Origin of the sequence: Streptomyces sp. NPDC050560 (assembly GCF_044457285.1) — a bacterium.
In the GTDB taxonomy this organism is placed as follows: Bacteria; Actinomycetota; Actinomycetes; order Streptomycetales; family Streptomycetaceae; genus Streptomyces.
Genome location: NZ_JBITGT010000009.1, coordinates 365,493 through 386,791, shown reverse-complemented (window position 1 = coordinate 386,791; position 21,299 = coordinate 365,493). Strand labels below are relative to the sequence as shown.

The window sequence follows — 21,299 nt, the reverse complement described above, 5'->3', positions numbered from 1 at the left end:
CGCACCGGCCGCACGCCCCGCCCGCGCGGGCGTACGCCCCTGCCCGCCCGGGCACCCGAGAACCCCGCCCCGCCGGGTCCCCCGAGGCCCCGGCGGGGACCTGCGAACCGAGGAGCACGTACCACCATGGCCAAGCAGAACGTCGCCGAGCAGTTCGTCGACATCCTCGTCAGGGCCGGTGTCCAGCGCCTGTACGGCGTCGTCGGGGACAGCCTCAACCCCGTCGTGGACGCCATCAGGAGGAACTCCGCCATCGACTGGGTGCCGGTGCGCCACGAGGAGACGGCCGCGTTCGCGGCGGGCGCCGAGGCCCAGGTCACCGGGCGGCTCGCGGCCTGCGCAGGCTCCTGCGGGCCCGGCAATCTGCACCTCATCAACGGGCTCTACGACGCACACCGCTCCATGGCCCCCGTGCTCGCGCTCGCCTCCCAGATCCCGTCGAGCGAGATCGGCCTCGGATACTTCCAGGAGACCCACCCCGACCAGCTCTTCCGCGAGTGCAGCCACTACAGCGAGCTGATCTCCAACAGCAGGCAGATGCCCCGGCTGTTGCAGACCGCCATCCAGCACGCGGTGGGGCGGTCGGGCGTCAGCGTCGTCGCGCTGCCCGGGGACATCGCGGGCGAGCCCGCGCCCGAACGGGCCACCGAGCACGCCATCGTCACCTCGCGCCCCACCGTGCGCCCCGGCGACGAGGAGGTCGAGAAGCTGGCGCGGATGATCGACGAGGCGGACCGGATCACCCTGTTCTGCGGCAGCGGCACCGCGGGCGCGCACGCCGAGGTGATGGAGTTCGCCGAGAAGGTCAAGTCCCCGGTCGGGCACGCGCTGCGCGGCAAGGAGTGGATTCAGTACGACAACCCGTTCGACGTCGGCATGAGCGGGCTGCTCGGCTACGGGGCCGCGTACGAGGCGACCCACGAGTGCGACCTGCTGATCCTGCTGGGCACCGACTTCCCGTACAACGCCTTCCTGCCCGACGACGTCAAGATCGTCCAGGTCGACGTCAGGCCGGAGCACCTCGGACGCCGCTCCAAGCTGGACCTCGCGGTCTGGGGCGACGTACGGGAGACGCTGCGCTGCCTCACGCCGAAGGTGAGCCCGAAGACCAGCCGCAAGTTCCTCGACCGCATGCTGAAGAAGCACGCGGACGCCCTTGAGGGCGTGGTGAAGGCGTACACCCGCAGGGTGGAGAAGCACGTTCCGATCCACCCGGAGTACGTGGCCTCGGTCCTGGACGAACTCGCCGACGACGACGCGGTGTTCACCGTGGACACCGGAATGTGCAATGTGTGGGCGGCCCGCTATCTCTCCCCGAACGGCAGGCGCCGCATCATCGGTTCCTTTTCGCACGGCTCGATGGCGAACGCGCTGCCGCAGGCCATCGGGGCGCAGTTCACCGACCGGTCACGCCAGGTCGTCTCGATGTCGGGGGACGGCGGATTCTCCATGCTGATGGGGGACTTCCTGACACTGGTGCAGCACGATCTGCCGGTGAAGGTGGTGCTGTTCAACAACTCCTCGCTCGGCATGGTGGAACTGGAAATGCTGGTGGCGGGCCTCCCCTCGTACGGCACCGCGCAGACCAATCCCGACTTCGCCGCGGTGGCGCGGGCCTGCGGCGCCTACGGGGTGCGGGTGGAGAAGCCGAAACAGCTCGCGGGCGCGCTGAAGGACGCCTTCAAGCACAAGGGCCCCGCGCTCGTCGATGTCGTCACCGACCCCAACGCCCTCTCCATTCCGCCGAGGATCAGCGCCGAGATGGTGACCGGATTCGCACTTTCGGCCTCGAAAATGGTCCTCGACGGCGGGGTGGGCCGCATGGTCCAGATGGCGCGATCCAACCTGCGGAATGTACCCAGGCCGTGACGGGCACCGACACTGGCTGTGACCGGTATCGGCGGTGTGCAGGAATGCCGCAACTCGGGCGGGGCATGCATCTCGTGTACTCGTTGGAGTGACTTTCGAGGAAAGGCGCGGGGGAGAGGGCAGAGCGGAGGAGTAAGCGAAAGGAATCGGTGTTCGGCGTGTGGGCGGGGGACATGAGGGAACAGGCACGGGAGACCGACGACGGGGTGCGGCTGCGACGCAGGCTGGGGCGTGCCGATCTGCGGGCGGTGCCCGAGACCAGGCACGCGCTGCGCGAGCTGCTCGACAACTGGGGGAAGCCGGGCCGTTCCGAGACGGCCGAGCTGCTGACGACCGAGCTGGTCACGAACGCACTGGTGCACACCGACCACGAGGCGGTGCTGACGGCCACCGTCAGCCCGGGCACCCTGCGGGTGGAGGTGCGGGACTTCGTGGCCGTGATGCCGCGCCGCAGGACCGGTGAGGACACCCAGGACATCCACGGCCGTGGGCTGCTGCTCGTGCAGTCGCTCGCGGACGCCTGGGGGGTCAGGGCACACGGCATGGGCAAGATCGTCTGGTTCGAGCTGGGCGACAGCTGAGCGGCATCCGCGGGGGACGCCGCCGGCTGCGGCAGCGCACGGAAGAACAGCGTGCGGGAGGGGGGTTGACCGGGAAACTCCGGTCAACCCCCCTCCCGTGCGTGCCGCTTGCCCCGGTGGCTCAGCCGAACTGCTGCTCCAGGTCCTTCAGCTTCCGCTCCAGCGAGTCGAGCCTCGGCAGGGCCTGGGTGTCGTCCTCCGCGGTGAGGTCGACGGTGACGGGCGCCGACTCGGGGCCGCTCAGAACGGGAAAGGCGTCCTTGCCCCCTTTGGCGTCGGACGGCTCACCGCCCCTCGTGACGGCCTGGAGCGGGGGACGCGCGGTCAGCTCCGGGCTCACTATGGCAGGCTCCAGACCGCCGCCCGAGTCCCCGCCCGCGTGCCCGGCCGTGACCTCGACCTGGCGGCCGCCGCGGGTCGGCCAGTGGCCCCGGCTGAGCGCCTTGATCTTGGCGCGCTCCAGCTTCTGGTGGTCGCGCCTGCGCAGCCGGCCCTCCTCCTTCTGCCTGCGCTCGTCGCGCACCTCCTCGACGGCCTCGTCCAGGCTGCGTACACCTTCGAGCAGCATGAGCGACCAGGCGGCGTACGTCTCGCGGGGCGCGCGCAGCCAGCGGACCATGCGGATCTGCGGCAACGGCCGCGGCACCAGGCCCTGTTCGCGCAGGGCGGCCCTGCGGGTCTGCTTCAGGGCGCGGTCGAAGAGCACCGCCGCGGACAGCGACATCCCGGCGAAGAACTGCGGGGCGCCCGCGTGCCCGAAACCGCGCGGCGCGTGCACCCAGTTGAACCAGGCGGCGGCGCCCGCGAACAGCCAGACGAGCAGGCGCGAGCCGAGCGCCGCGTCGCCGTGGCTCGCCTCGCGCACGGCGAGCACGGAGCAGAACATCGCGGCGCCGTCGAGCCCGAACGGCACCAGGTACTCCCAGCCCCCGCTCAGCCCCAGGTTCTGTTCGCCGAAGCCCACGAGACCGTGGAAGGAGAGCGCGGCGGCGACGGCCGCGCAGCAGAACAGCAGCACATAGGAGGCGCTGCCGTAGACGGCTTCCTTGCGGCGCCTGCGCTCTTCGCTGCGCTCCCACGAGTCGTCGGCGGACGACGACTTCTCCCCTGAGCGCTTGCCGCGTGCGAGTACGACGACCGCCACCAGCATGCCCAGGAGCAGCACGGCGCCCGGCAGCAACCAGTTCAGCGATATGTCGGTCAGTCTCATCTGGGTCCCTTGCAATAGCGTGAGGGCGTTTCGGCCGCCATAGTGGCCCAACCCGGGCGGCCCTCTGAGGGTTTCGGAGTAAGAGAACGCCAAGGGGGGTGCCGGATCGCGGGATTGGCGGCGGTCTCCTCGAACGCCCGATTCAACCACAGGAGTTCTGTGCGAAGAAAAGGGCCCTCAAGGGTGGTTCAGGGGAGTGCTGGGGCGGACAGTGACGGGTGGGGCGGTGCGGGGTGTGACATGTGCGCGAGGCGCGGCCCGGGGCGCGGCGGAGCCACCCGCGGGGCCGCGCGGTGTGTGGTGCGGGGCGAGTGCGGGGCGGTGTGTCCCCGCGGCCGGGTGCCCGGCACATGGCGGCCCCGCAACGGTCCCGCGGGGGTGTCGCCGTGGGCGGTCGGCCGGTGCGTGGTGGGCGCCCGGCCCCGGGGCCGGGCCGCCGGTCCCGGCGACGGTGCAACCGTTCTGACGGTGTGTCAGGCGGGGTGTGTCAGGCGGCGGTGGCGGTCAGCTTGCTGATCCGTTCCGCGTCGCAGGTGCGGGGGCAGGTGACACAGGTGTCCTGGGGCCGCAGTGTGTAGAACATGCAGCAGCTCGCGCGGTCCCTGGTGGTGAGCGCGGTGCCGTCGGGCGCGGCGAGGCCGCGGAAGGCGGCGGCGCCCGCGAACGGCGCGGTGCCGCCGGGCAGCAGCCTGCGCAGGTCCGCCCTCGCGCGCGGCTCGGCGCCGAGCACCCGGCCCGCGTACCAGAGGCCCTCGGTGATCTCGTCGGTGGCGAGCCCCCACAGGGCGCGGCCGCGGCGGCGCATCAGCGGCCCGAAGCCTTCGAGCAGCGGTCCGAGGTGGGTGGCCACGGCCTCGCGCACCCGGGCGCGCAGCGCCTCCTCGTCCGGCATCACCCGGGCGCCCGGCAGGGTGGCCGCGGGGTCGCCCGGCAGACAGGAGAACGACTCGACGCGGACCGCGAGCGGCCCGCCGCCCCTGCGCACCGCCGTCGCGTCCAGCGGGATGTCGGGCACCCTGCGGTGCAGGAACCACGGCACGGTGAACAGCAAGCAGGCAGGCCAGGCGTAGCGGTGCAGGGAGAACCCCGCCACCACGTCGGGGCGCGGGGTGCCGCCGAAGTCCCGGGTCATCTGCGCCGCGTCCTCGGCGAGGAACGCGTCCCTGACCGGCCCGGGCGCGGCGAGCGCGGCGGCCGGGGTCCAGCCGTCGCCCGCGGGCAGCGGCTCGCCGGGCGCCGTCTCGACGACGGAGAAGAGCGGGAGCACCGCGGCCAGCCGGGTGTACGCCGCCCGGACGGGGGAGCCGCCGCGGCGTGACACGGCGGGGCGCGTGCTGGTGACCGGCGCGTGAAGGTGCATGCGGGGGACCACCGAATCCAAGAACGTTGGCAGGTAAGCCTTACCTTAGCGAAAATGATCGCAGAGGGAAGTGCTGCCCCTCCTCGCGCACCCGTTGGGGGGATCACCCGGCCCTCGCCCCGGTGCGCGAGGACCGCGCCGAAGGGCCGGGGAGATGCCCTAAGGTGCTGGCTGGGCGGCCGGCGCCGCCCCGGCCCGCACGCGGTGCGGCCGGAGCGCGCGGGGCGTCGGCGGCGGCCGGTTTCGAAGGAGCACCAGTGGCAGCACCAGCGGGGGACGGGGCGCTCGGCCGGGAGGCCGGGGCCGCCGTACCGCCCCGGGTCCCGACCCAGGCGGTACGGCGCTCGTCGGTGCGCGGCCAGGTGCTCGCCGCGCTGCGTGCAGCGCTGCTCGACGGGGAGCTGGCCGCGGGCGAGGTCTACTCGGCGCCCGGCATAGGCCGCAGGCTCGGGGTGTCCGCGACCCCGGTGCGCGAGGCCATGCAGCAGCTCGCGGCCGAGGGCGCCGTCGAGGTGGTGCCCAACCGCGGCTACCGGATCGCCGCGCCCGGCGAGCGCGAGCTGGCGGACCTCGCCGAGGTGCGGCTGCTGATCGAGGTGCCGGTGCTGCTGCGGCTCGCGCGCACCGTGCCCGCCCGCGCCTGGGCCGAGCTGCGCCCGGCCGCCGAGGCCACCGCGCTGGCGGCCACCCGCGGCGACCGGGTCCGCTACGCGGAGGCCGACCTCGCCTTCCACCGCGCGGTGCTCGCGCTCTGCGGCAACGACCAGCTCGTACGGACGGCGCAGGAGCTGCACAGGAGGGCGCAGTGGCCGCCCGGCTCGGTGCGCGCCGAGCTGCTCGCGGACGCGGCCCAGCACTCGGCGCTCCTCGACGCGCTCAGCGAGGGGGACACCGCCCGGGTGGAGGCGGTGGCCCGCCACCATGTCGAGCCACGCCCCGCGCGCCGCCCTCGCCCCTGACCAGGCGGCCCGCCCGTACGGGTACGACGAGGCCCCGGGCCCCGGGCTCCGTACGGGCGCCACGCGCCCGGCCCCGTACCGGCGGCCTCACACCGCCTGGGGCGCCAACTGTCCCGCGAGCCAGGTGGGCACACCGCCGAGCAGCCGGAACAGCCGGGTGGCCTCGGCGCGCAGCCGCCCCGCCTCCGGGTCGTCCTCGGCGTCCGCGAGGGACACCAGCGCGGGGGCGGTGCCCACGAGGTAGCCCAGCTCCTCCCTGATCCGCAGGGACTCCGCGAACCCGTGCCTGGCCTCGGCGAGTTCGCCCTCGCGCAGCGCGAGCCCGGCCAGGTGCCGCCAGGTGAACGAGAGCAGGAACTGGTCCCCCGCGGCGCTCGCCACGGTGTGCGCCCTGCGGTAGGCGGCGCGGGCCGCGGTCGGCGAGTCGGCCAGGTTCTCCGCGATCAGACCGCGCCGGAAGTCGAGCAGCGCGCGCCCCGGGGCACCGGGCGCAATCAGGGCCGCGGCCCTGCCGAGCGCCGAGCGCGCCTCGTCGGCCCGGTCCCTGCGCCCGAGCAGGGTGGCCACGTAGGCGAGGTGGCCGCGCTCGCAGGCGGCGGCGCCGCGCTCCTCGTCGTCGCGGGCCAGCGCCTCCGCGGTGCGCAGCGCGTCCTCGGCCTCGTCCCAGCCCTGCTCCGTGTACAGACAGCGCTCGACGAGCAGTTCGACCCGCTGGAGCGCCGCCGCGGCGTCGGTGGCGCCGAGCGGTTCGAGCAGCGCCGCCGCGTCCGTCCAGCACGCGCGCGAGCGCAGCCGCCACACCGCTGTCTGGAGCGGGTCGTCCCCCGCACTCGCTCCGGAACCGGACACGGCGGTACGCGCCACGTTGCCCTCCCCGTCCACACCCTTGTGTTGTTGAGCCGTGGCGGCATCTCAGCACGAATGGGCGGGTCAGCCAAGAGGGCGTGGTGAATCTTTTCACAAAGTGTGGATGAGCCCGGTGCCACCGTGCTCCGGGCTTCCCTGTCCGCTCCCTGGCACGCGGCCCCGGGACCGGCGCACCATCGCCGCACCGTCCGCGCTCCTGCGCCGGGAGCGCGCGCCCGGCCCGCGCACCACTCCGACACGCCGTCTGGGCTGGGACGTTGTGCCGCGCGTTACGCGGAACTACCCCATCCGCAGCGCCAGGAAGAAGTCGAGCTTGTCCTCAAGGCGGGACAGATCGCGCCCGGTCAGTTGTTCGATACGGCCGACCCGGTACCGCAGCGTGTTCACATGCAGATGCAGCCGCCCCGCGCAGCGCGTCCATGATCCGTCGCAGTCGAGGAACGCCTTCAGGGTCGGTACCAGCTCGGCGCGGTGCCGCTCGTCGTACGCCCGCAGCGGGTCGAGCAGCCGGGCGGTGAAGGCGCGCCGCACGTCCTCGGGCACGAAGGGCAGCAGCAGTACGTGCGAGGCCAGCTCCCGGTGGCCCGCCGCGCTGACGGCGCCGGGCCGCGCCGCCGCGACCCGGCGGGCGTGCCTGGCCTCCTCCAGGGCGCCGCGCAGCGCCTGCGCGGACTGCACCGGGGCGCTGAGGCCGAGCGTGAAGCGCCCGTCGTCGCCGAGCCCCGCCCCCAGCGGTCCCGCCACCCGCCGCACCAGCGCCTCGGCGTCCACCCCCGCCTCCTCGTCGGGGGGCAGGGGCAGCAGTGCCACGGCCTCGTCCCCGGTGCGGGCCACCGCGGTGCGCGCGGGCCGCCGCGGGCCCGGCTCCACGAGCGCCTCCTCCAGTACGGTCTGGGCGGTGGCGGCGTCCGGGGCGCCGTCCCACTCCACCGCGGCCACCACGAGCTGCCAGCGGGGTGTGCCGCCGAGCCCGGGGCCGAGCACCGGCGCCGCCACCCGCAGCCTGGCGGCGATCTCCGCCGCGGGCGCGCCCTCGGCGACCATCGTCAGCACGTCCCGTGCCATCCTGCGCCGCACGCTGCGCGCGGCGTCCCTGCGGTCACGCTCCACCGCGACCAGACCGGTGACACCGCGCAGCAGGTCAAGGCGCTCGGGGGGCCACTCGCCCGCGTCCGCCTCGACGGCGAGCAGCCAGCCGGTGAGCCGCGAACCCTGGGCGTCCGCGACCCCTGCGTCCCCCGCGCCGCCCGTGCCGTCGTCGGCGGGCGCCACCTCGAACACCGAGTACACGGTCGGCCCCACCTCGATCCTGTGCGGCCCGCGCCGCCCGCCGCGCGCCGCCGCGAGCGCGCCCGCCGCCAGCCGCGCCGCGGTGTCCGCGCCCAGCGCGCGCCCGCCCGCGGCGCCCCCGTCGCCGAGGTCGCCCGCGATGCGCCGCCCGGTGGGCGAGAGCACCCACGCCCGCAGATCGAGGTCGGAGCCGAGCAGCCCGAGCACCGCGTCGGGCCCCTCGCCCGCGTGCCCCGGCGCCATCAGCCGCCGGTGCCGCTCCACCACGGTGGCGAGGTCCCCGGCGCGCTCGCCCGACACCTGCCGTACGACGTGCTCCGTGACGGTGGCGAACGCGACCGACGCGTCCACGGAGAACAGCGGCAGCCGGTGCCTGGCGCAGGCCGCCACCACGTCCTCGGGGACCCGGTCGAGCTCCGCGTCGCCGACCGCGAGCGCCGTGACCTGCGCGGTGGCGAGCAGCCGCACGAACGGCTCGGAGTCCTCGGGGCCGCGCCGCCAGGCGAGCCCGGTGAGCACCAGCTCGCCACCGGAGAGATAGCGGCTCGGGTCCCGCAGGTCGGTGGTCATCACGCCCCGCACGGTGCGGTCCAGCTCGTCCTCGCCGCCGAGCAGTCCGAGCCCCAGCGCGTCGTTGTCCAGCAGTGCGCGCAGCCGCATGTCGTCGCCGATCTCGTGAGGGTCCTGCGCTCGGGACCGGCGGGCGCGGCCTCGCCACCGCCGTCACGCCGCTCCCCGCAGCATCGACTTTCATACGAATCTACAAGATGAGCACGTCGGTCGGTCGGGTCCTTCATGGTTTCGGTGACTGAACAGAGCCGGGTGCCCGATGTGTACTGGGACACACCGCGCGAACGGCGCCGTGCGCCCACCCCGGGCGCCGCACCCGAACCCCCCGCCCGGGACCCCGGGCACTCCCGCCCCCGCCCTCCTCGCGCATCCCGTGCGCCCCGGACCCCCGAGTGTCCCGACAGGAAGAGAGCACAGCATGGACTTCCTTCGCCCAGCGTCCTGGGAGGAGGCGCTCGCGGCCAAGGCCGAGCACCCTTCGGCCGTGCCCATCGCGGGCGGCACCGATGTGATGGTCGAGATCAACTTCGACCACCGAAGGCCCGAGTACCTGCTCGACCTCGGCCGGATCACCGAACTCGCCGGGTGGGAGCCGGCCGGGGAGGGCGCCGTCAGGCTCGGCGCCTCGGTGCCGTACAGCCACGTCATGGAGCATCTCCGCACCGACCTCCCAGGACTCGCGCTCGCCTCGCACACCGTGGCGTCCCCGCAGATCCGCAACCGCGGCGGTGTCGGCGGCAACCTCGGCACCGCCTCGCCCGCGGGCGACGCCCATCCCGCGCTGCTCGCCGCGGGCGCCGAGGTCGAGGCCGCCTCGGTGCGCGGCACCCGGATGATCCCCATCGACGACTTCTACACCGGGGTCAAGCGCAACGCCCTCGCGCCCGACGAGCTGATCCGCGCCGTGCACGTCAGGAGGGCCACGGGCCCCCAGCAGTTCTCCAAGGTGGGCACCCGCAACGCCATGGTGATCGCGGTCTGCGCCTTCGGGCTCGCGCTGCACCCGGACACCGCGGACGTGCGCACCGGCATCGGCTCCGCCGCGCCCACCCCGGTCCGCGCCAAAGACGCGGAGAGCTTCCTCGGCGCGGCCCTCGGCGAGGCCGGGCTCTGGGACAGCGGCGCACCGCTCGCGCCGTCGCTCGTCAAGGAGTTCGCCACCCTCTGCGCGGCCGCCTGCAACCCCATCGACGACGTGCGCGGCACCGCCGCCTACCGCAGGCACGCGGTCGGGGTGCTGGCGCGCCGCACTCTGACCTGGGCCTGGGACGCGTACCGCGCGACCCGCCGAACCACCGAAGGAGCCGCGTAGTGCGTGTCACGTTCACCGTCAACGGCCGCCGTCAGGAGGCCGACGACGTCTGGGAGGGCGAGAGCCTGCTGTACGTCCTGCGCGAACGGCTCGGCCTGCCCGGCTCCAAGAACGCCTGCGAGCAGGGCGAGTGCGGCTCCTGCACGGTGCGGCTCGACGGTGTGCCGGTGTGCTCCTGCCTGGTCGCCGCGGGACAGGCGGAGGGCCGCGACGTCACCACCGTCGAGGGCCTGGCCGACCACGCGCGCGCCCGCGACGAGGGGAGCGCGGCCGGGGTCGCCCTCCAGGAGGCGCGGGCGTGGGCCCCCGAGCCCGCCGCCGACACCGCCGCCGCCCCGCTGTCGCCTGTCCAGCAGGCGTTCATCGACGCGGGCGCCGTGCAGTGCGGCTTCTGCACCCCTGGCCTGCTCGTCGCCGCCGACGAGATGCTGGAGCGCAACCCCAGCCCCTCCGACGCGGACATCCGCGAGGCGCTCTCCGGCAACCTCTGCCGCTGCACCGGCTACGAGAAGATCATGGACGCGGTCCGGCTCGCGGCGGCCCGGCAGTCGCAGGAGGTGGGCCGGTGACCACCACGCCCCAGGGCCACACCTCGCACACCGCGTCCCCGGCGCCCTCGCACACCGCGTCCCCGGCGCCCTCGTACACCGCGCCCCCGCACACCGCCGCACCGGCCGCCCCCTCGGCGCGCACCGACCGTGGCACCGGCGCGCCCACCCGCCTCACCCAGGGCTCCGGCACCCGGGGCGGCGTCGGCGAGTCCACGCTGCGCCCCGACGGCACCCTCAAGGTCACCGGCGAGTTCGCGTACTCCTCCGACATGTGGCACGAGGACATGCTCTGGGGCCACATCCTGCGCTCCACCGTCGCGCACGCCGAGATCGCCGCCCTCGACACCTCGGAGGCCCTGGCCCAGCCCGGTGTGTACGCCGTGCTGACGTACGACGACCTGCCCACCGAGGTGCGCCACTACGGCCTGGAGATCCAGGACACCCCGGTGCTCGCCCACGGCAGGGTGCGCCACCACGGCGAACCCGTCGCGATCGTCGCCGCCGACCACCCCGAGACCGCCCGCCGCGCCGCCGCCAAGATCCGCGTCGACTACCGCGAACTCCCCGTCGTCACCGACGAGTCGAGCGCCACGGCCCCCGACGCCCCGCTGCTCCACCCGGGCCGCGACGACCACCACGCGGGCCATGTGCCGCACCCCAACGTCGTCCACCGCCAGCCCATCGTGCGCGGCGACGCCGACGCCGCCGCCCGCCGTGCCGACGTCGTCGTCACGGGCGACTACACCTTCGGCATGCAGGACCAGGCGTTCCTCGGCCCCGAGTCGGGCCTCGCGGTGCCCGGCGAGGACGGCGGTGTCGACCTGTACATCGCCACCCAGTGGCTCCACTCCGACCTGCGGCAGATCGCGCCCGTGCTCGGCCTGCCCGAGGACAAGGTGCGGATGACGCTCTCCGGCGTCGGCGGCGCCTTCGGCGGGCGCGAGGACCTGTCGATGCAAATCCACGCCTGTCTGCTGGCGCTGCGCACCGGCAAGCCTGTGAAGATCGTCTACAACCGCTTCGAGTCGTTCTTCGGCCACGTCCACCGCCACCCGGCGCGGCTGCACTACGAGCACGGCGCCACCCGCGACGGCAGGCTCACCCACATGAAGTGCCGCATCGTGCTGGACGGCGGCGCCTACGCGTCCGCGTCGCCCGCGGTGGTCGGCAACGCCGCCTCGCTCTCCGCGGGCCCCTATGTCGTCGAGGACGTCGACATCGAGGCACTCGCGCTCTACACCAACAACCCGCCGTGCGGCGCGATGCGCGGCTTCGGCGCGGTCCAGGCGTGCTTCGCCTACGAGGCGCAGATGGACAGGATCGCCGCCGAACTCGACATGGACCCGGTGGAGTTGCGCCGTATCAACGCCATGGAGCAGGGCACCGCGCTGCCCACAGGACAGCGGGTCGACTCGCCCGCGCCCGTCGCGGAGATCCTGCGCAGGGTCAAGGCCATGCCGATGCCGCCCGAGCGCCAGTGGGAGACCACCGAGGGTGCGGACGTGCGGCAACTGCCCGGCGGCCTGTCCAACACCACCCACGGCGAGGGCGTGGTGCGCGGTGTCGGCTACGCGGTCGGCATCAAGAACGTGGGCTTCTCCGAGGGTTTCGACGACTACTCGACCGCACGCGTGCGCATGGAGGTCATCGGCGGCGAGGCCGTCGCCACCGTGCACACCGCGATGGCCGAGGTCGGCCAGGGTGGGGTCACCGTGCACGCGCAGATCGCCCGCACCGAACTCGGCGTCACCCGTGTCACCATCAACCCGGCGGACACCAGGGTCGGTTCGGCCGGCTCCACCTCCGCGTCCCGGCAGACGTACGTCACGGGGGGCGCCGTCAGGCACGCCTGTGAGCTGGTGCGGGAGCGGGTGCTCGACCTCGGCAGGCGCAGGTTCGGCAGCTACCACCCCGCCTGGGCCACCGCCGAACTCCTGCTGGAGGGCGGCAAGGTGGTCACCGACGGCGGTGAGGCGCTGGCGTCCGTCGCCGACGTGCTCGGCGACGAGGTGGTCGAGCTGGAGCGGGAGTGGCGCCACCGCCCCACCGAGGCGTTCGACCTGCGCACCGGGCAGGGCAGGGGACATGTGCAGTACTCGTTCGCCGCGCACCGCGCCGTGGTCGAGGTCGACACCGAACTCGGCCTGGTGAAGGTGGTGGAGCTGGCCTGCGCGCAGGACGTCGGCAAGGCGATGAACCCGCTCTCCGTCACCGGCCAGATCCAGGGCGGCAGCACCCAGGGGCTCGGGATGGCGGTGATGGAGGAGATCATCGTGGACCCGGTCACCGCGAAGGTGCGCAACCCGTCCTTCACGGACTACCTCATCCCCACCATCCTGGACACCCCCACCATCCCGGTCGACGTGCTCGAACTCGCCGACCCGCACGCCCCCTACGGCCTGCGCGGCGCCGGTGAGGCGCCGACCCTCTCCTCGACGCCCGCGATCCTCGCCGCCATCCGCGCCGCCACCGGCGCCCCTCTCACCCACGCCCCCGTACGACCGGACGACCTCATCCTCTAGGCCCTGTCTGACAATTCCCGCCGGGGTCGCGACGCCTGGCACCGCACTCCCCCAGCCTTCGGCCGGGAGGTGCCCCCACGCCGCGTTGTCGGGCACGCCCACGTACGTCCAGTACGCGGACGACCCTCCGCCTTGCGATGCTCCCCCACTGCCCGAAAGGCGTGGGAGGTACCCCCAGCACCAGACGCCGCGACCTGATCCGACGCGAATTACCAGACAGGACCTAGGGAGGTTGTACACACCCGTATACACTGGCTGAGTCTGTTCAGCCGCCGTCCCCCGGGCCGTCCCCCGTGGTCATAACCGAACATCCCAAATCCCGCCGATGCCCCGAGGGGTGTCCCGCCGGGGCCCGCCAGGCGGCGCCCCGGTGGCGAGAGCCGCGCCCCGCGCGGCGGACGGGTGCCCCTATGAACCTTGGGAGCAGGCCCATGACACAGTCGTCCGTCGAGCCGACGGCCACCGCGCAGGACGCGGCCGCCGGCCCACCGCCGCCCGCGGGGCGGTCCCGCCTCGACCGGTACTTCCACATCTCCCGCCGTGGCTCGACCGTCGCGCGCGAGGTGCGCGGCGGGGTCACCACCTTCATGGCGATGGCCTACATACTGCTGCTGAACCCGCTGATCCTGTCGGGCAAGGACGTCGCGGGGGACACCCTCGGGCAGCGGTCCCTGATCACCGCGACGGCAGGCGCTGCCGCGCTGACCACCCTGCTGATGGGCGTCGTCGGCAGGGTGCCCCTGGCGCTCGCCGCCGGGCTCTCCGTGTCCGGGGTGCTCTCCTCGCAGGTCGTGCCCCATATGACCTGGCCGCAGGCGATGGCCATGTGCGTGGTCTACGGCGTCGTGATCATGCTCCTGGTGGTCACCGGGCTCCGCGAGATGATCATGAACGCGATACCGCTGGCGCTCAAGCACGCCATCACCATGGGCATCGGCCTCTTCGTGGCGCTCATCGGCTTCTACAAGTCGGGGTTCGTGCAGCCCGGCAAGTCCACCCCGGTCAGCCTCGGCCCCTCGGGGCAGCTCACCGGCTGGCCCGTGCTGCTCTTCGCGCTCACCCTGCTGCTCATCTTCATGCTCCAGGCCCGCCGGGTGCCCGGCGCGATCCTCATCGGCATCGTCACGGGCACCGTGCTCGCGGTGATCCTCAACGCCGTGGGGGCCGTCGACCCGCGGCAGTGGACCAACGGCGCCCCGTCGCTGCACGGCAGCGCGGTCTCGACGCCCGACTTCTCGCTCGTCGGCGACCTCGACTTCGGCGGCTGGGGCCACGTCGGCGCGATGACCGTCGGGATGATCGTCTTCACCCTGGTGCTCGCCGGGTTCTTCGACGCGATGGCCACCATCATCGGCGTCGGCACCGAGGCCGGGCTCGCCGACCGCGAGGGCCGGATGCCGGGCCTCTCCAGGGCCCTCTTCGTCGACGGCGCCGGCGGCGCGATCGGCGGTGTCGCGGGTGGCTCGGGCCAGACGGTGTTCGTGGAGTCCGCCACCGGCGTCGGGGAGGGGGCGCGCACCGGGCTCGCCTCCGTGGTCACGGGGCTGCTCTTCGCCGCCTGCCTCTTCTTCACCCCGCTGACCGCGATCGTGCCGCAGGAGGTGGCGTCGGCGGCGCTCGTGGTGATCGGCGCCATGATGATGATGACGGCGCGGCATGTCGACTGGGGCGACCGCGCCACCGCGATCCCGGTGTTCCTGACCGTGGTCATCATGCCGTTCACGTACTCCATCACGGCGGGCGTGGCGGCGGGCGTGATCTCCCATGTGGCCGTCAGGACCGCCCAGTCGAGGGCCCGCGAGGTGGGCCCGCTGATGTGGGTGCTCACCGCGGTCTTCGTGGTCTTCTACGCGCTCCACCCCATTGAGGGCTGGCTGGGCGTGCACTGACCAGGGCGGCCGGGCGCCCCGAGCACGCGCCCGGCCGCCCCGTACGACCGAACGGAAGGAAGCGGGCCGCACCGGCGGCCCCCGTCACGAGGAGGCGCAGCATGCTGGACATCGCCGAGGAACTGCACCGGTGGGTCGAGCAGGGGCGCGACTTCGCCGTCGCCACGGTGGTGGAGGTCGGCGGCAGCGCGCCGCGGCTGCCGGGCGCCGCGCTCGCGGTCGACAGCGAGGGCACCGCCATCGGCTCCGTCTCCGGGGGGTGTGTCGAGGGCGCGGTGTACGAACTGTGCGCCGAGGCGCTGCGCGAGGGCACCCCCGTGCTCGAACGCTTCGGCTACAGCGACGAGGACGCCTTCGCGGTCGGCCTGACCTGCGGCGGTGTCATCGACATACTGATCACCCCGGTCACCGCCGCGACGCCGGGTCGCGCGGCGCTCACCGGGGCGCTCGCGGACGCCGCGCGGGGCAGGGCGGCGGCCCTCGCACGCGTCACCGCGGGCCCCGCCGACCTGCTCGGCGCCCCGCTGCTCGTGCGCCCCGACGGCTCCTACGAGGGCGGCTTCGCGGCGTACCCGGGACTCGCCAAGGCCGCGGCGGCGCAGGCGGGGGCGATGCTCGACACCGGGCGCACCGGCACCGTCGCGCTCGACGGCGCGGGCGGCTGGTGCGCCGAGCCCGTCACCCTGCTCGTGGAGTCCTCGGTGCCGCCGCCCCGCATGATCGTGTTCGGGGCCGTCGACTTCGCGGCGGCGCTGGTACGGGCCGGCAAGTTCCTCGGCTACCACGTCACGGTGTGCGACGCCCGCCCGGTGTTCGCGACCGCGGCCAGGTTCCCCGGCGCCGACGAGGTCGTCGTCGAGTGGCCGCACCGCTATCTCGCCCACACCGACGTCGACTCCCGCACCGCGCTGTGCGTGCTGACGCACGACGCCAAGTTCGACATCCCGCTGCTGGTGCTCGCGCTGCGCCTCTCGGTGGCGTACGTCGGCGCGATGGGCTCGCGGCGCACCCACGAGGACCGCGGCCGCAGGCTGCGCGACGCGGGCGTCACCGAGGCCCAACTGGCCAGGCTGCGCTCCCCGATCGGCCTCGACCTCGGGGCGCGCACCCCCGAGGAGACGGCGCTGTCCATCGCGTCCGAGATCGTGTCGAGCCGCAGGGGCGGCAGCGGGGCGCCGCTGACCGGCGCGCACACCCCCATCCACCACGAGGCCCCCGGCGGCGCCGCGCGCGCCGCCGCGTCGCAGCCCCGGCCCTTCGGCCCGTACCCGCCGACGGCGGACGCGTCCACACCCGCCCACGCGGGCGCGAGCGGCATCAGGTCGCCGTGGCGCGTGACGACCTGACGGCCCCTCAGGCCGCACGCGGGCGCGGGACGCCGCCGCCCCGCGTCAACGGGCCGATGCCGACCTGGCCCGGTGCGCACACCGGGCGCGGCCTACGGACGGGGCGCGAGCAGTAGGTCCACCGCGCGGCCGAACACCGCGCGCCCCGCGGTGCGCAGCAGGGGGTCGAAGGCGCGCGGCAGCGCCCGCAGCGACAACTCCTCCCGCCACACCACCCGGGCGCCGCCCGGGGTGGCCAGCACCTCGATGTCGGCGCGCCCGAGCACCACACGCCCGCGCTTCTCCAGACGGCAGAGGCCGGGCGCCCCGTCCTCGGGGGGCCGCCAGCCGGTGACCTCCATCGGGTCGTCGAAGCCGAACCGCCCGACACCGGTACGCGCGGTGAACGCCGTGCCGAGCCCGGAGGGCGGCGGGGTGAGGACCGTGACCCGGGTCAGCGGCACCACGTCGCCGTGCCGCTCCCACCGGGTGACCCGCGCCCACGCCTCACCCGCGGAGCACCCCACCTCCCGCACCACCACGAACAGCGCCATGCTCCGAGCCTAGGCTCACGCCCCCGGCGGCGTCGGGAGTCACGGCCGGTACGCCTTGCCGTGGGCTGTGCGCGCCGGGGCCCGCGTCGAAGGCTGGCGCCACGCGCCCGGCCCCGCGGCAGTCCACCGGCCGCTCGCGCCGGTTCGTCACATCGGTGGTGTGAGACCGGGCGGCGCGCCATGTGGGCGAAGTAAGCGCAGATCAGAGCCTGTTTGACGAGATGCGGGGGAGGGCGGGCGCGGCGGGCGGGTGGAAATTTGTAACACCCGTGGTGTTCACTTCTCATTCACGTTGTTGGTATTGCTAGTGCCGGACTTCCCGACGGGGGGTTCCTCGTCCACCAACCGGAAGGAGACCGCTGTCTTGACCGCCACCGAAGTGCAGCGGGGCGGCAGCGCCTCCCCGCCAGGGACGGCCGCAGAAGCGGTCGGCCGCCGTCTGCGCGCCAGGCGACGGCGGCGCGACTACCTGCTGTTCGCCGCGTTCGCCTTTCCCAACTTCTTCTTCCTGCTGGTGTTCGCCTACTGGCCGATCGTCTACAACATCTGGCTCAGCTTCACCGACTGGGACATGATCTCCCCGGTCCGCCGCTTCATCGGCCTCGACAACTACACCGGGCTGCTGACCGACCCGGAGTTCGGCTCCACGCTCTGGACCACGGTGCTGTTCGTCGTCGGCGTCGTCGTGGGCGGCCTCGTCCTCGGCCTCGCCACCGCGCTCCTGCTCAACCAGCGGCTGCGCGGCCGCAACGCCGTGCGCACCCTCGCCTTCGCGCCCTACGTGCTCTCCGGCGCGGCCGTCGGCACCCTCTGGCTGTTCATCTTCGACCCCAACTACGGCCTGATACGCCCGCTGATCGCGCCGCTCGGACTGACCGCGCCCGCCATGATGACGGACTCCAAGTGGGCCCTGTTCGGCCTCGTCATGGTCTACCTCTGGAAGAACACCGGCTTCGTCGCCGTGGTGTACCTCGCCGGGCTCCAGGGCCTGCCCAGGGACGTCTTCGAGGCCGCCGCGCTCGACGGCGCGGGCCCCTGGACCAGGCTGCGCAGGATCGTGCTGCCGCTGCTGTCGCCCGTGACCTTCTTCCTGGTGGTCACCACCACCGTCAGCACCTTCCAGGCGTTCGACGTGATCAGCGTGATGACGGCGGGCGGCCCCGCCAACTCCACGTCGATCCTCTCCTGGTTCATCTACCAGGAGGGCTTCAGCACCTTCGACGCGGGCCGCGCCTCGGCCAGCGCGATGATCATGTTCGTGGTGCTGCTGCTGATCACCGGCTTCCAGGCGCGCTTCCTTGAGCGAAAGGTGCACTACCAGTGACCGCACTCGACACCCCGGCGCCCACCGCGCGGCCGCCCGCCGCCGCGCGCCGCACCCCCGGGGCCCGGGCGCGCCGCTTCGGGCTCTACGTCCTGCTGGTCGTGGTCGCGCTCATCGCGGGCGGCCCGCTGTACTGGCTGATCACCTCGGCGCTGAAGAACAACACCCAGATCTACGGCTATCCGCCGCACTGGATACCGACGCACCTGCGCTGGTCCAACTTCTCCGACGCCTGGACGGCGGCCCCCTTCGGCCGCTTCTTCCTCAACTCCGCGGTGGTCTCGATCGCCGGGACCGCCATCGAGCTGGCGGCCTCGCTGCTGTGCGCGTACGCCTTCGTGTTCCTGCCGTTCCCCGGCAAGAGGTTCCTCTTCATGCTGCTGCTCGGCGCGATGATGGTGCCGGGCCATGTCACCCTGCTGCCCAACTTCCTGACGATCGCCCAGCTCGGCTGGATCAACACCTGGCAGGGGCTGATAGCGCCGGGTCTCGGCTCCGTCTTCGGCACCTTCCTGCTGCGCCAGCACATGCTGACGCTGCCGAAGGAGGTCATCGACGCGGCCAGGATCGACGGCGCCGGGCATCTGCGGACCCTGGTACGGGTGGTGCTGCCGATGTCGCAGCCGATGGTGGTCACCGTCGGCATCGTCGTCCTCGTCACCAAGTGGAACGACTACATCTGGCCGCTGATCATCACCAGCAGCGACAACATGCGCACCCTCCCCATCGGCCTGCTCTTCCTCAAGAACCAGGAGACGTACGCCAACTGGGGCGCGATCCTCGCGGGCACCGTGATGGTGATCGTGCCGGTGCTCGTGGTGTTCTTCGTCGCCCAGCGCTACATCATCGCAGGACTCACCCAGGGGGCCCAGAAATGACGTACCGGCTCGGCCAGTTGGGCAGGCGGCGGTTCCTCGGGGTCGGCGGGGGACTCGCGGGCGCCGCCGCACTGGCCGCTTGCGGGCGCACCTCGGGGCCCGTCTCGCAGCCGGGCGGCGTGGTCCCCGGCAAGTACCGGGGCCGCACCAGGATCGTGCTGTGGTCCACCTTCGCGGACATCCCGGGCGACACCCTCAAGTCCCTCGCGGACGCCTTCAACGAGTCCCAGCAGGACATCTACGTCGAGGTGCAGTTCCAGGGCTCGTACGACGAGTGCGCCCAGAAGGCCATCATCAGCCTGCTCGCGGCGCAGGCCCCCGACCTGTGCGTGCTCTCGGACGTGAAGTGGTCCAAGTTCTACTTCGGCGACGCGCTCGACCCCTGGGACGACTACTTCGACCCCGGCGAACTCGACGCGACGTACAACAAGAAGCTGCTCGACGAGGGGCGGCTCAAGGGCCACACCTGGTGGCTGCCGCTGGCCCGCTCCACCCCGCTCTTCTACTACAACCGCACCCTCTTCAAGAAGGCCGGGGTCCCCGACCGCGCCCCCACCACCTACACCGAACTCTACGAGTGGGCAAAGGAGTTCACGAAGATAAAGATCAACGGCAAGGCGGTGGCGCTTGAGTCGTACCAGAAGATCGACGGCGACTGGCAGTTCCAGTGCACCGCCTGGCAGTTCGGCGGCGCCTTCTCCCGGGGACTCGACGTCACCCTCGACGAGGGCGGCGCCGTCGAGGCGGGCGAGTACCAGCGCAAGCTGATCTTCCGCGACCGCATCGCCTACATGGCCGACTCGCCCACCAACGACATGGGCAACCAGCTCACCGCCACCGTCATCACCTCCACCGGCGGCCTCAAGCAGCTCACCGAGATGGCGAAGACGGGCGGCTGGGAGCTGGGCACCGGCTTTCTGCCGAAGCAGAAGAAGTTCGCCGTGAACACCGGCGGCGGCGGGCTCGGGATCTTCCGCCGCGCCCCGCGCGAACGCAAGCAGGCCGCCGTGGAGTTCGTACGCTTCCTCGCCCGCCCGGAGAACGCCGCCACCTGGGCCGTGCAGACCGGCTACCTGCCGGTGGTCCCGGCCGCCGTGCACACCCCCGAGCTGGCCAAGCTGATGAAGGACGACCCGAACTTCACCACCGCCGTCAAACAGCTCGAACTCACCCGCAAGGGCGACCAGGTGCGGATGATGATCCCCAACGCCAACGTCCGCGTCTACACCGGCCTCCAGGGCATCTGGTCCGCCAACACCCCGGCCGAGAAGGCGTTCCACGGCGTCGCCGACCAACTGCGCAAGGGTGTCGACCACTACCGAGAGACCATAGAGAAACATCTCTGAACGGCAACCGAGGAGCAGTTGTGAACCACCCCACCGGGCGCCCGCTCGTGTACGGACACCGGGGCGCCAGGGCCGACGAGCCGGAGAACACCCTCAGGTCCTTCCGCCGCGCGATCGAACTCGGCGCCGACGGCATCGAGTTGGACGTACGCGTCAGCGCCGACGGCCATCTCGTGATCATCCACGACGCGGCGGTCGACCGCACCACCGACGGCAGCGGCGAGATCGCCTCGCTCGCCCTCGCCGACATCCAGGCACTCGACGCGGGGCAGGGGGAGCGCATCCCCACGTTCGAGGAGGCCATGGCGGTCTGCACGGTGCCGGTGCAGATCGAGATCAAGGCGTTCGAGTCGGTGGCGGCGCTCGCGGAGCGCGACCGGCACACCCCGCTGCCGGACGGGGTGGTCCTCACCTCGTTCAGCGAGCGCGCCGTGGAGGAGGCCGCCCGGCTCCTCCCGCACGTGCCGCGCGGTTTGATCACCCACCACCCGGGCGACGACATGCTCGCCAGGGCGCTCGATCTCAAGGCCGACTGGGTCTGCCCCGAGCTGAAGCCGGGCCTCGACCGCGCCCTGGTCGAGAAGTGCCACGCCGCGTCGGTACGGGTGGACGCCTGGCCCGCCGCCGACGAGGAGAAGGCCAGGATGTTCGCGGAGATCGGCGCGGACGCCGTCACCACCGACTTCGTCGCCGCCGCACGGGAGTGGCTGGCCCCGGGGCGGCAGCCGGCGTAACCAGGACCGGCGGGGGCACCGGAGAGGGCCCGGGGCGGTGTGCGGCCACCGCCCCGGGCCCGCGCGCGCCGCCCCACCCACGCGCGCCGCCACCTGCCCACACCTCGCGCACGCCGCCGGGTACCCACCGCGCGCCCGGCACGGGGCGCCCCGCCACG

The 21,299-nt window shown here is 73.2% G+C and carries 17 protein-coding genes; 12 read left to right on the top strand and 5 right to left on the bottom strand.

The annotated features are described in order from the left end of the window. The first annotated feature begins 126 nt into the window (after positions 1-126). Both ACIBIW_RS22975 and ACIBIW_RS22970 read left to right on the top strand, forming a co-directional pair. Positions 127-1,869 (top strand): pyruvate dehydrogenase, encoded by a 1,743-nt coding sequence (locus ACIBIW_RS22975; protein ID WP_399338839.1) that lies wholly within the window; start codon positions 127-129, stop codon positions 1,867-1,869. Positions 1,870-2,042: 173 nt separating this feature from the next. Beyond that, entirely contained in the window at positions 2,043-2,450 is a 408-nt protein-coding gene (locus ACIBIW_RS22970) for an ATP-binding protein (protein WP_399338837.1), read from the top strand. A gap of 121 nt (positions 2,451-2,571) precedes the next feature. On the opposite strand, the gene ACIBIW_RS22965 is transcribed toward ACIBIW_RS22970, so the two are convergent. Both ACIBIW_RS22965 and ACIBIW_RS22960 read right to left on the bottom strand, forming a co-directional pair. Then, complete coding sequence (locus ACIBIW_RS22965; RefSeq protein ID WP_399338836.1) at positions 2,572-3,660, bottom strand: DUF2637 domain-containing protein; 1,089 nt, start codon at positions 3,658-3,660, stop codon at positions 2,572-2,574. A gap of 487 nt (positions 3,661-4,147) precedes the next feature. After that, complete coding sequence (locus ACIBIW_RS22960) at positions 4,148-5,020, bottom strand: (2Fe-2S)-binding protein (protein ID WP_399338835.1); 873 nt, start codon at positions 5,018-5,020, stop codon at positions 4,148-4,150. A 257-nt stretch (positions 5,021-5,277) separates the two neighbouring features. Between ACIBIW_RS22960 and ACIBIW_RS22955 the strand changes: the two genes are divergently transcribed. Next, a complete protein-coding gene (locus ACIBIW_RS22955) occupies positions 5,278-5,979 on the top strand; it encodes a GntR family transcriptional regulator (protein WP_399338834.1) in 702 nt (233 codons plus the stop codon). An 87-nt stretch (positions 5,980-6,066) separates the two neighbouring features. Here the strand turns inward: ACIBIW_RS22955 and ACIBIW_RS22950 are convergent, their stop codons facing one another. Both ACIBIW_RS22950 and ACIBIW_RS22945 read right to left on the bottom strand, forming a co-directional pair. After that, positions 6,067-6,843, bottom strand: coding sequence for a hypothetical protein (locus tag ACIBIW_RS22950; RefSeq protein WP_399338833.1), 777 nt, complete (start codon positions 6,841-6,843; stop codon positions 6,067-6,069). A 282-nt stretch (positions 6,844-7,125) separates the two neighbouring features. Continuing rightward, on the bottom strand, positions 7,126-8,796 hold the full coding sequence (locus ACIBIW_RS22945; protein ID WP_399338832.1) for a PucR family transcriptional regulator: 1,671 nt from the start codon (positions 8,794-8,796) through the stop codon (positions 7,126-7,128). 328 nt (positions 8,797-9,124) lie between these two features. Here ACIBIW_RS22945 and ACIBIW_RS22940 point away from each other — a divergent pair, with 328 nt between their 5' ends. The 5 genes from ACIBIW_RS22940 to ACIBIW_RS22920 all read left to right on the top strand — a co-directional run bounded on the left by ACIBIW_RS22940 (position 9,125) and on the right by ACIBIW_RS22920 (position 16,326). Beyond that, the gene (locus ACIBIW_RS22940) at positions 9,125-10,018 is read left to right on the top strand and encodes an FAD binding domain-containing protein (RefSeq protein ID WP_399338831.1); all 894 of its coding nucleotides are present in this window, start codon (positions 9,125-9,127) and stop codon (positions 10,016-10,018) included. Further along, on the top strand, positions 10,018-10,587 hold the full coding sequence (locus tag ACIBIW_RS22935; RefSeq protein WP_399338830.1) for a (2Fe-2S)-binding protein: 570 nt from the start codon (positions 10,018-10,020) through the stop codon (positions 10,585-10,587). Before ACIBIW_RS22940 ends, ACIBIW_RS22935 begins: the two co-directional genes overlap by 1 nt. After that, positions 10,584-13,091, top strand: coding sequence for a xanthine dehydrogenase family protein molybdopterin-binding subunit (locus tag ACIBIW_RS22930; protein ID WP_399338829.1), 2,508 nt, complete (start codon positions 10,584-10,586; stop codon positions 13,089-13,091). Before ACIBIW_RS22935 ends, ACIBIW_RS22930 begins: the two co-directional genes overlap by 4 nt. A 431-nt stretch (positions 13,092-13,522) precedes the next feature. Beyond that, positions 13,523-14,980, top strand: coding sequence for an NCS2 family permease (locus ACIBIW_RS22925; protein WP_399338827.1), 1,458 nt, complete (start codon positions 13,523-13,525; stop codon positions 14,978-14,980). Positions 14,981-15,081: 101 nt separating this feature from the next. Continuing rightward, positions 15,082-16,326: an XdhC family protein gene (locus tag ACIBIW_RS22920; protein WP_399338825.1), complete on the top strand. Its 1,245-nt coding sequence runs from the start codon at positions 15,082-15,084 to the stop codon at positions 16,324-16,326. A 92-nt stretch (positions 16,327-16,418) separates the two neighbouring features. Here ACIBIW_RS22920 and ACIBIW_RS22915 read toward each other — a convergent pair whose 3' ends face one another. Next, complete coding sequence (locus tag ACIBIW_RS22915; RefSeq protein ID WP_399338824.1) at positions 16,419-16,859, bottom strand: SRPBCC family protein; 441 nt, start codon at positions 16,857-16,859, stop codon at positions 16,419-16,421. Positions 16,860-17,223: 364 nt separating this feature from the next. On the opposite strand from ACIBIW_RS22915, the gene ACIBIW_RS22910 reads away from it, so the two are divergent. From ACIBIW_RS22910 to ACIBIW_RS22895, 4 genes are read left to right on the top strand one after another with little or no spacing between them, the layout of a single operon-like run. Next, positions 17,224-18,183 (top strand): carbohydrate ABC transporter permease, encoded by a 960-nt coding sequence (locus tag ACIBIW_RS22910; RefSeq protein ID WP_399338823.1) that lies wholly within the window; start codon positions 17,224-17,226, stop codon positions 18,181-18,183. Next, positions 18,180-19,061 carry a carbohydrate ABC transporter permease gene (locus tag ACIBIW_RS22905; RefSeq protein ID WP_399338822.1) on the top strand — a complete coding sequence of 294 codons (882 nt, stop codon included), beginning with the start codon at positions 18,180-18,182 and terminating at the stop codon, positions 19,059-19,061. Before ACIBIW_RS22910 ends, ACIBIW_RS22905 begins: the two co-directional genes overlap by 4 nt. Then, positions 19,058-20,407: an ABC transporter substrate-binding protein gene (locus tag ACIBIW_RS22900; RefSeq protein WP_399338821.1), complete on the top strand. Its 1,350-nt coding sequence runs from the start codon at positions 19,058-19,060 to the stop codon at positions 20,405-20,407. The genes ACIBIW_RS22905 and ACIBIW_RS22900 overlap by 4 nt, the downstream gene beginning before the upstream one ends. Positions 20,408-20,427: 20 nt before the next feature. Further along, positions 20,428-21,141, top strand: a complete 714-nt coding sequence (locus tag ACIBIW_RS22895) for a glycerophosphodiester phosphodiesterase (protein WP_399338820.1) — start codon at positions 20,428-20,430, stop codon at positions 21,139-21,141. The last annotated feature ends 158 nt before the right edge of the window (positions 21,142-21,299 follow it).

Coding starts and splice junctions, on each gene's coding strand:
- ACIBIW_RS22975 (WP_399338839.1), top strand. CDS start 127: ATGGCCAAGCAGAACGTCGCCGAGCAGTTCGTCGACATCCTCGTCAGG.
- ACIBIW_RS22970 (WP_399338837.1), top strand. CDS start 2,043: ATGAGGGAACAGGCACGGGAGACCGACGACGGGGTGCGGCTGCGACGC.
- ACIBIW_RS22965 (WP_399338836.1), bottom strand. CDS start 3,660: ATGAGACTGACCGACATATCGCTGAACTGGTTGCTGCCGGGCGCCGTG.
- ACIBIW_RS22960 (WP_399338835.1), bottom strand. CDS start 5,020: ATGCACCTTCACGCGCCGGTCACCAGCACGCGCCCCGCCGTGTCACGC.
- ACIBIW_RS22945 (WP_399338832.1), bottom strand. CDS start 8,796: ATGCGGCTGCGCGCACTGCTGGACAACGACGCGCTGGGGCTCGGACTG.
- ACIBIW_RS22940 (WP_399338831.1), top strand. CDS start 9,125: ATGGACTTCCTTCGCCCAGCGTCCTGGGAGGAGGCGCTCGCGGCCAAG.
- ACIBIW_RS22925 (WP_399338827.1), top strand. CDS start 13,523: ATGACACAGTCGTCCGTCGAGCCGACGGCCACCGCGCAGGACGCGGCC.
- ACIBIW_RS22920 (WP_399338825.1), top strand. CDS start 15,082: ATGCTGGACATCGCCGAGGAACTGCACCGGTGGGTCGAGCAGGGGCGC.
- ACIBIW_RS22915 (WP_399338824.1), bottom strand. CDS start 16,859: ATGGCGCTGTTCGTGGTGGTGCGGGAGGTGGGGTGCTCCGCGGGTGAG.
- ACIBIW_RS22900 (WP_399338821.1), top strand. CDS start 19,058: ATGACGTACCGGCTCGGCCAGTTGGGCAGGCGGCGGTTCCTCGGGGTC.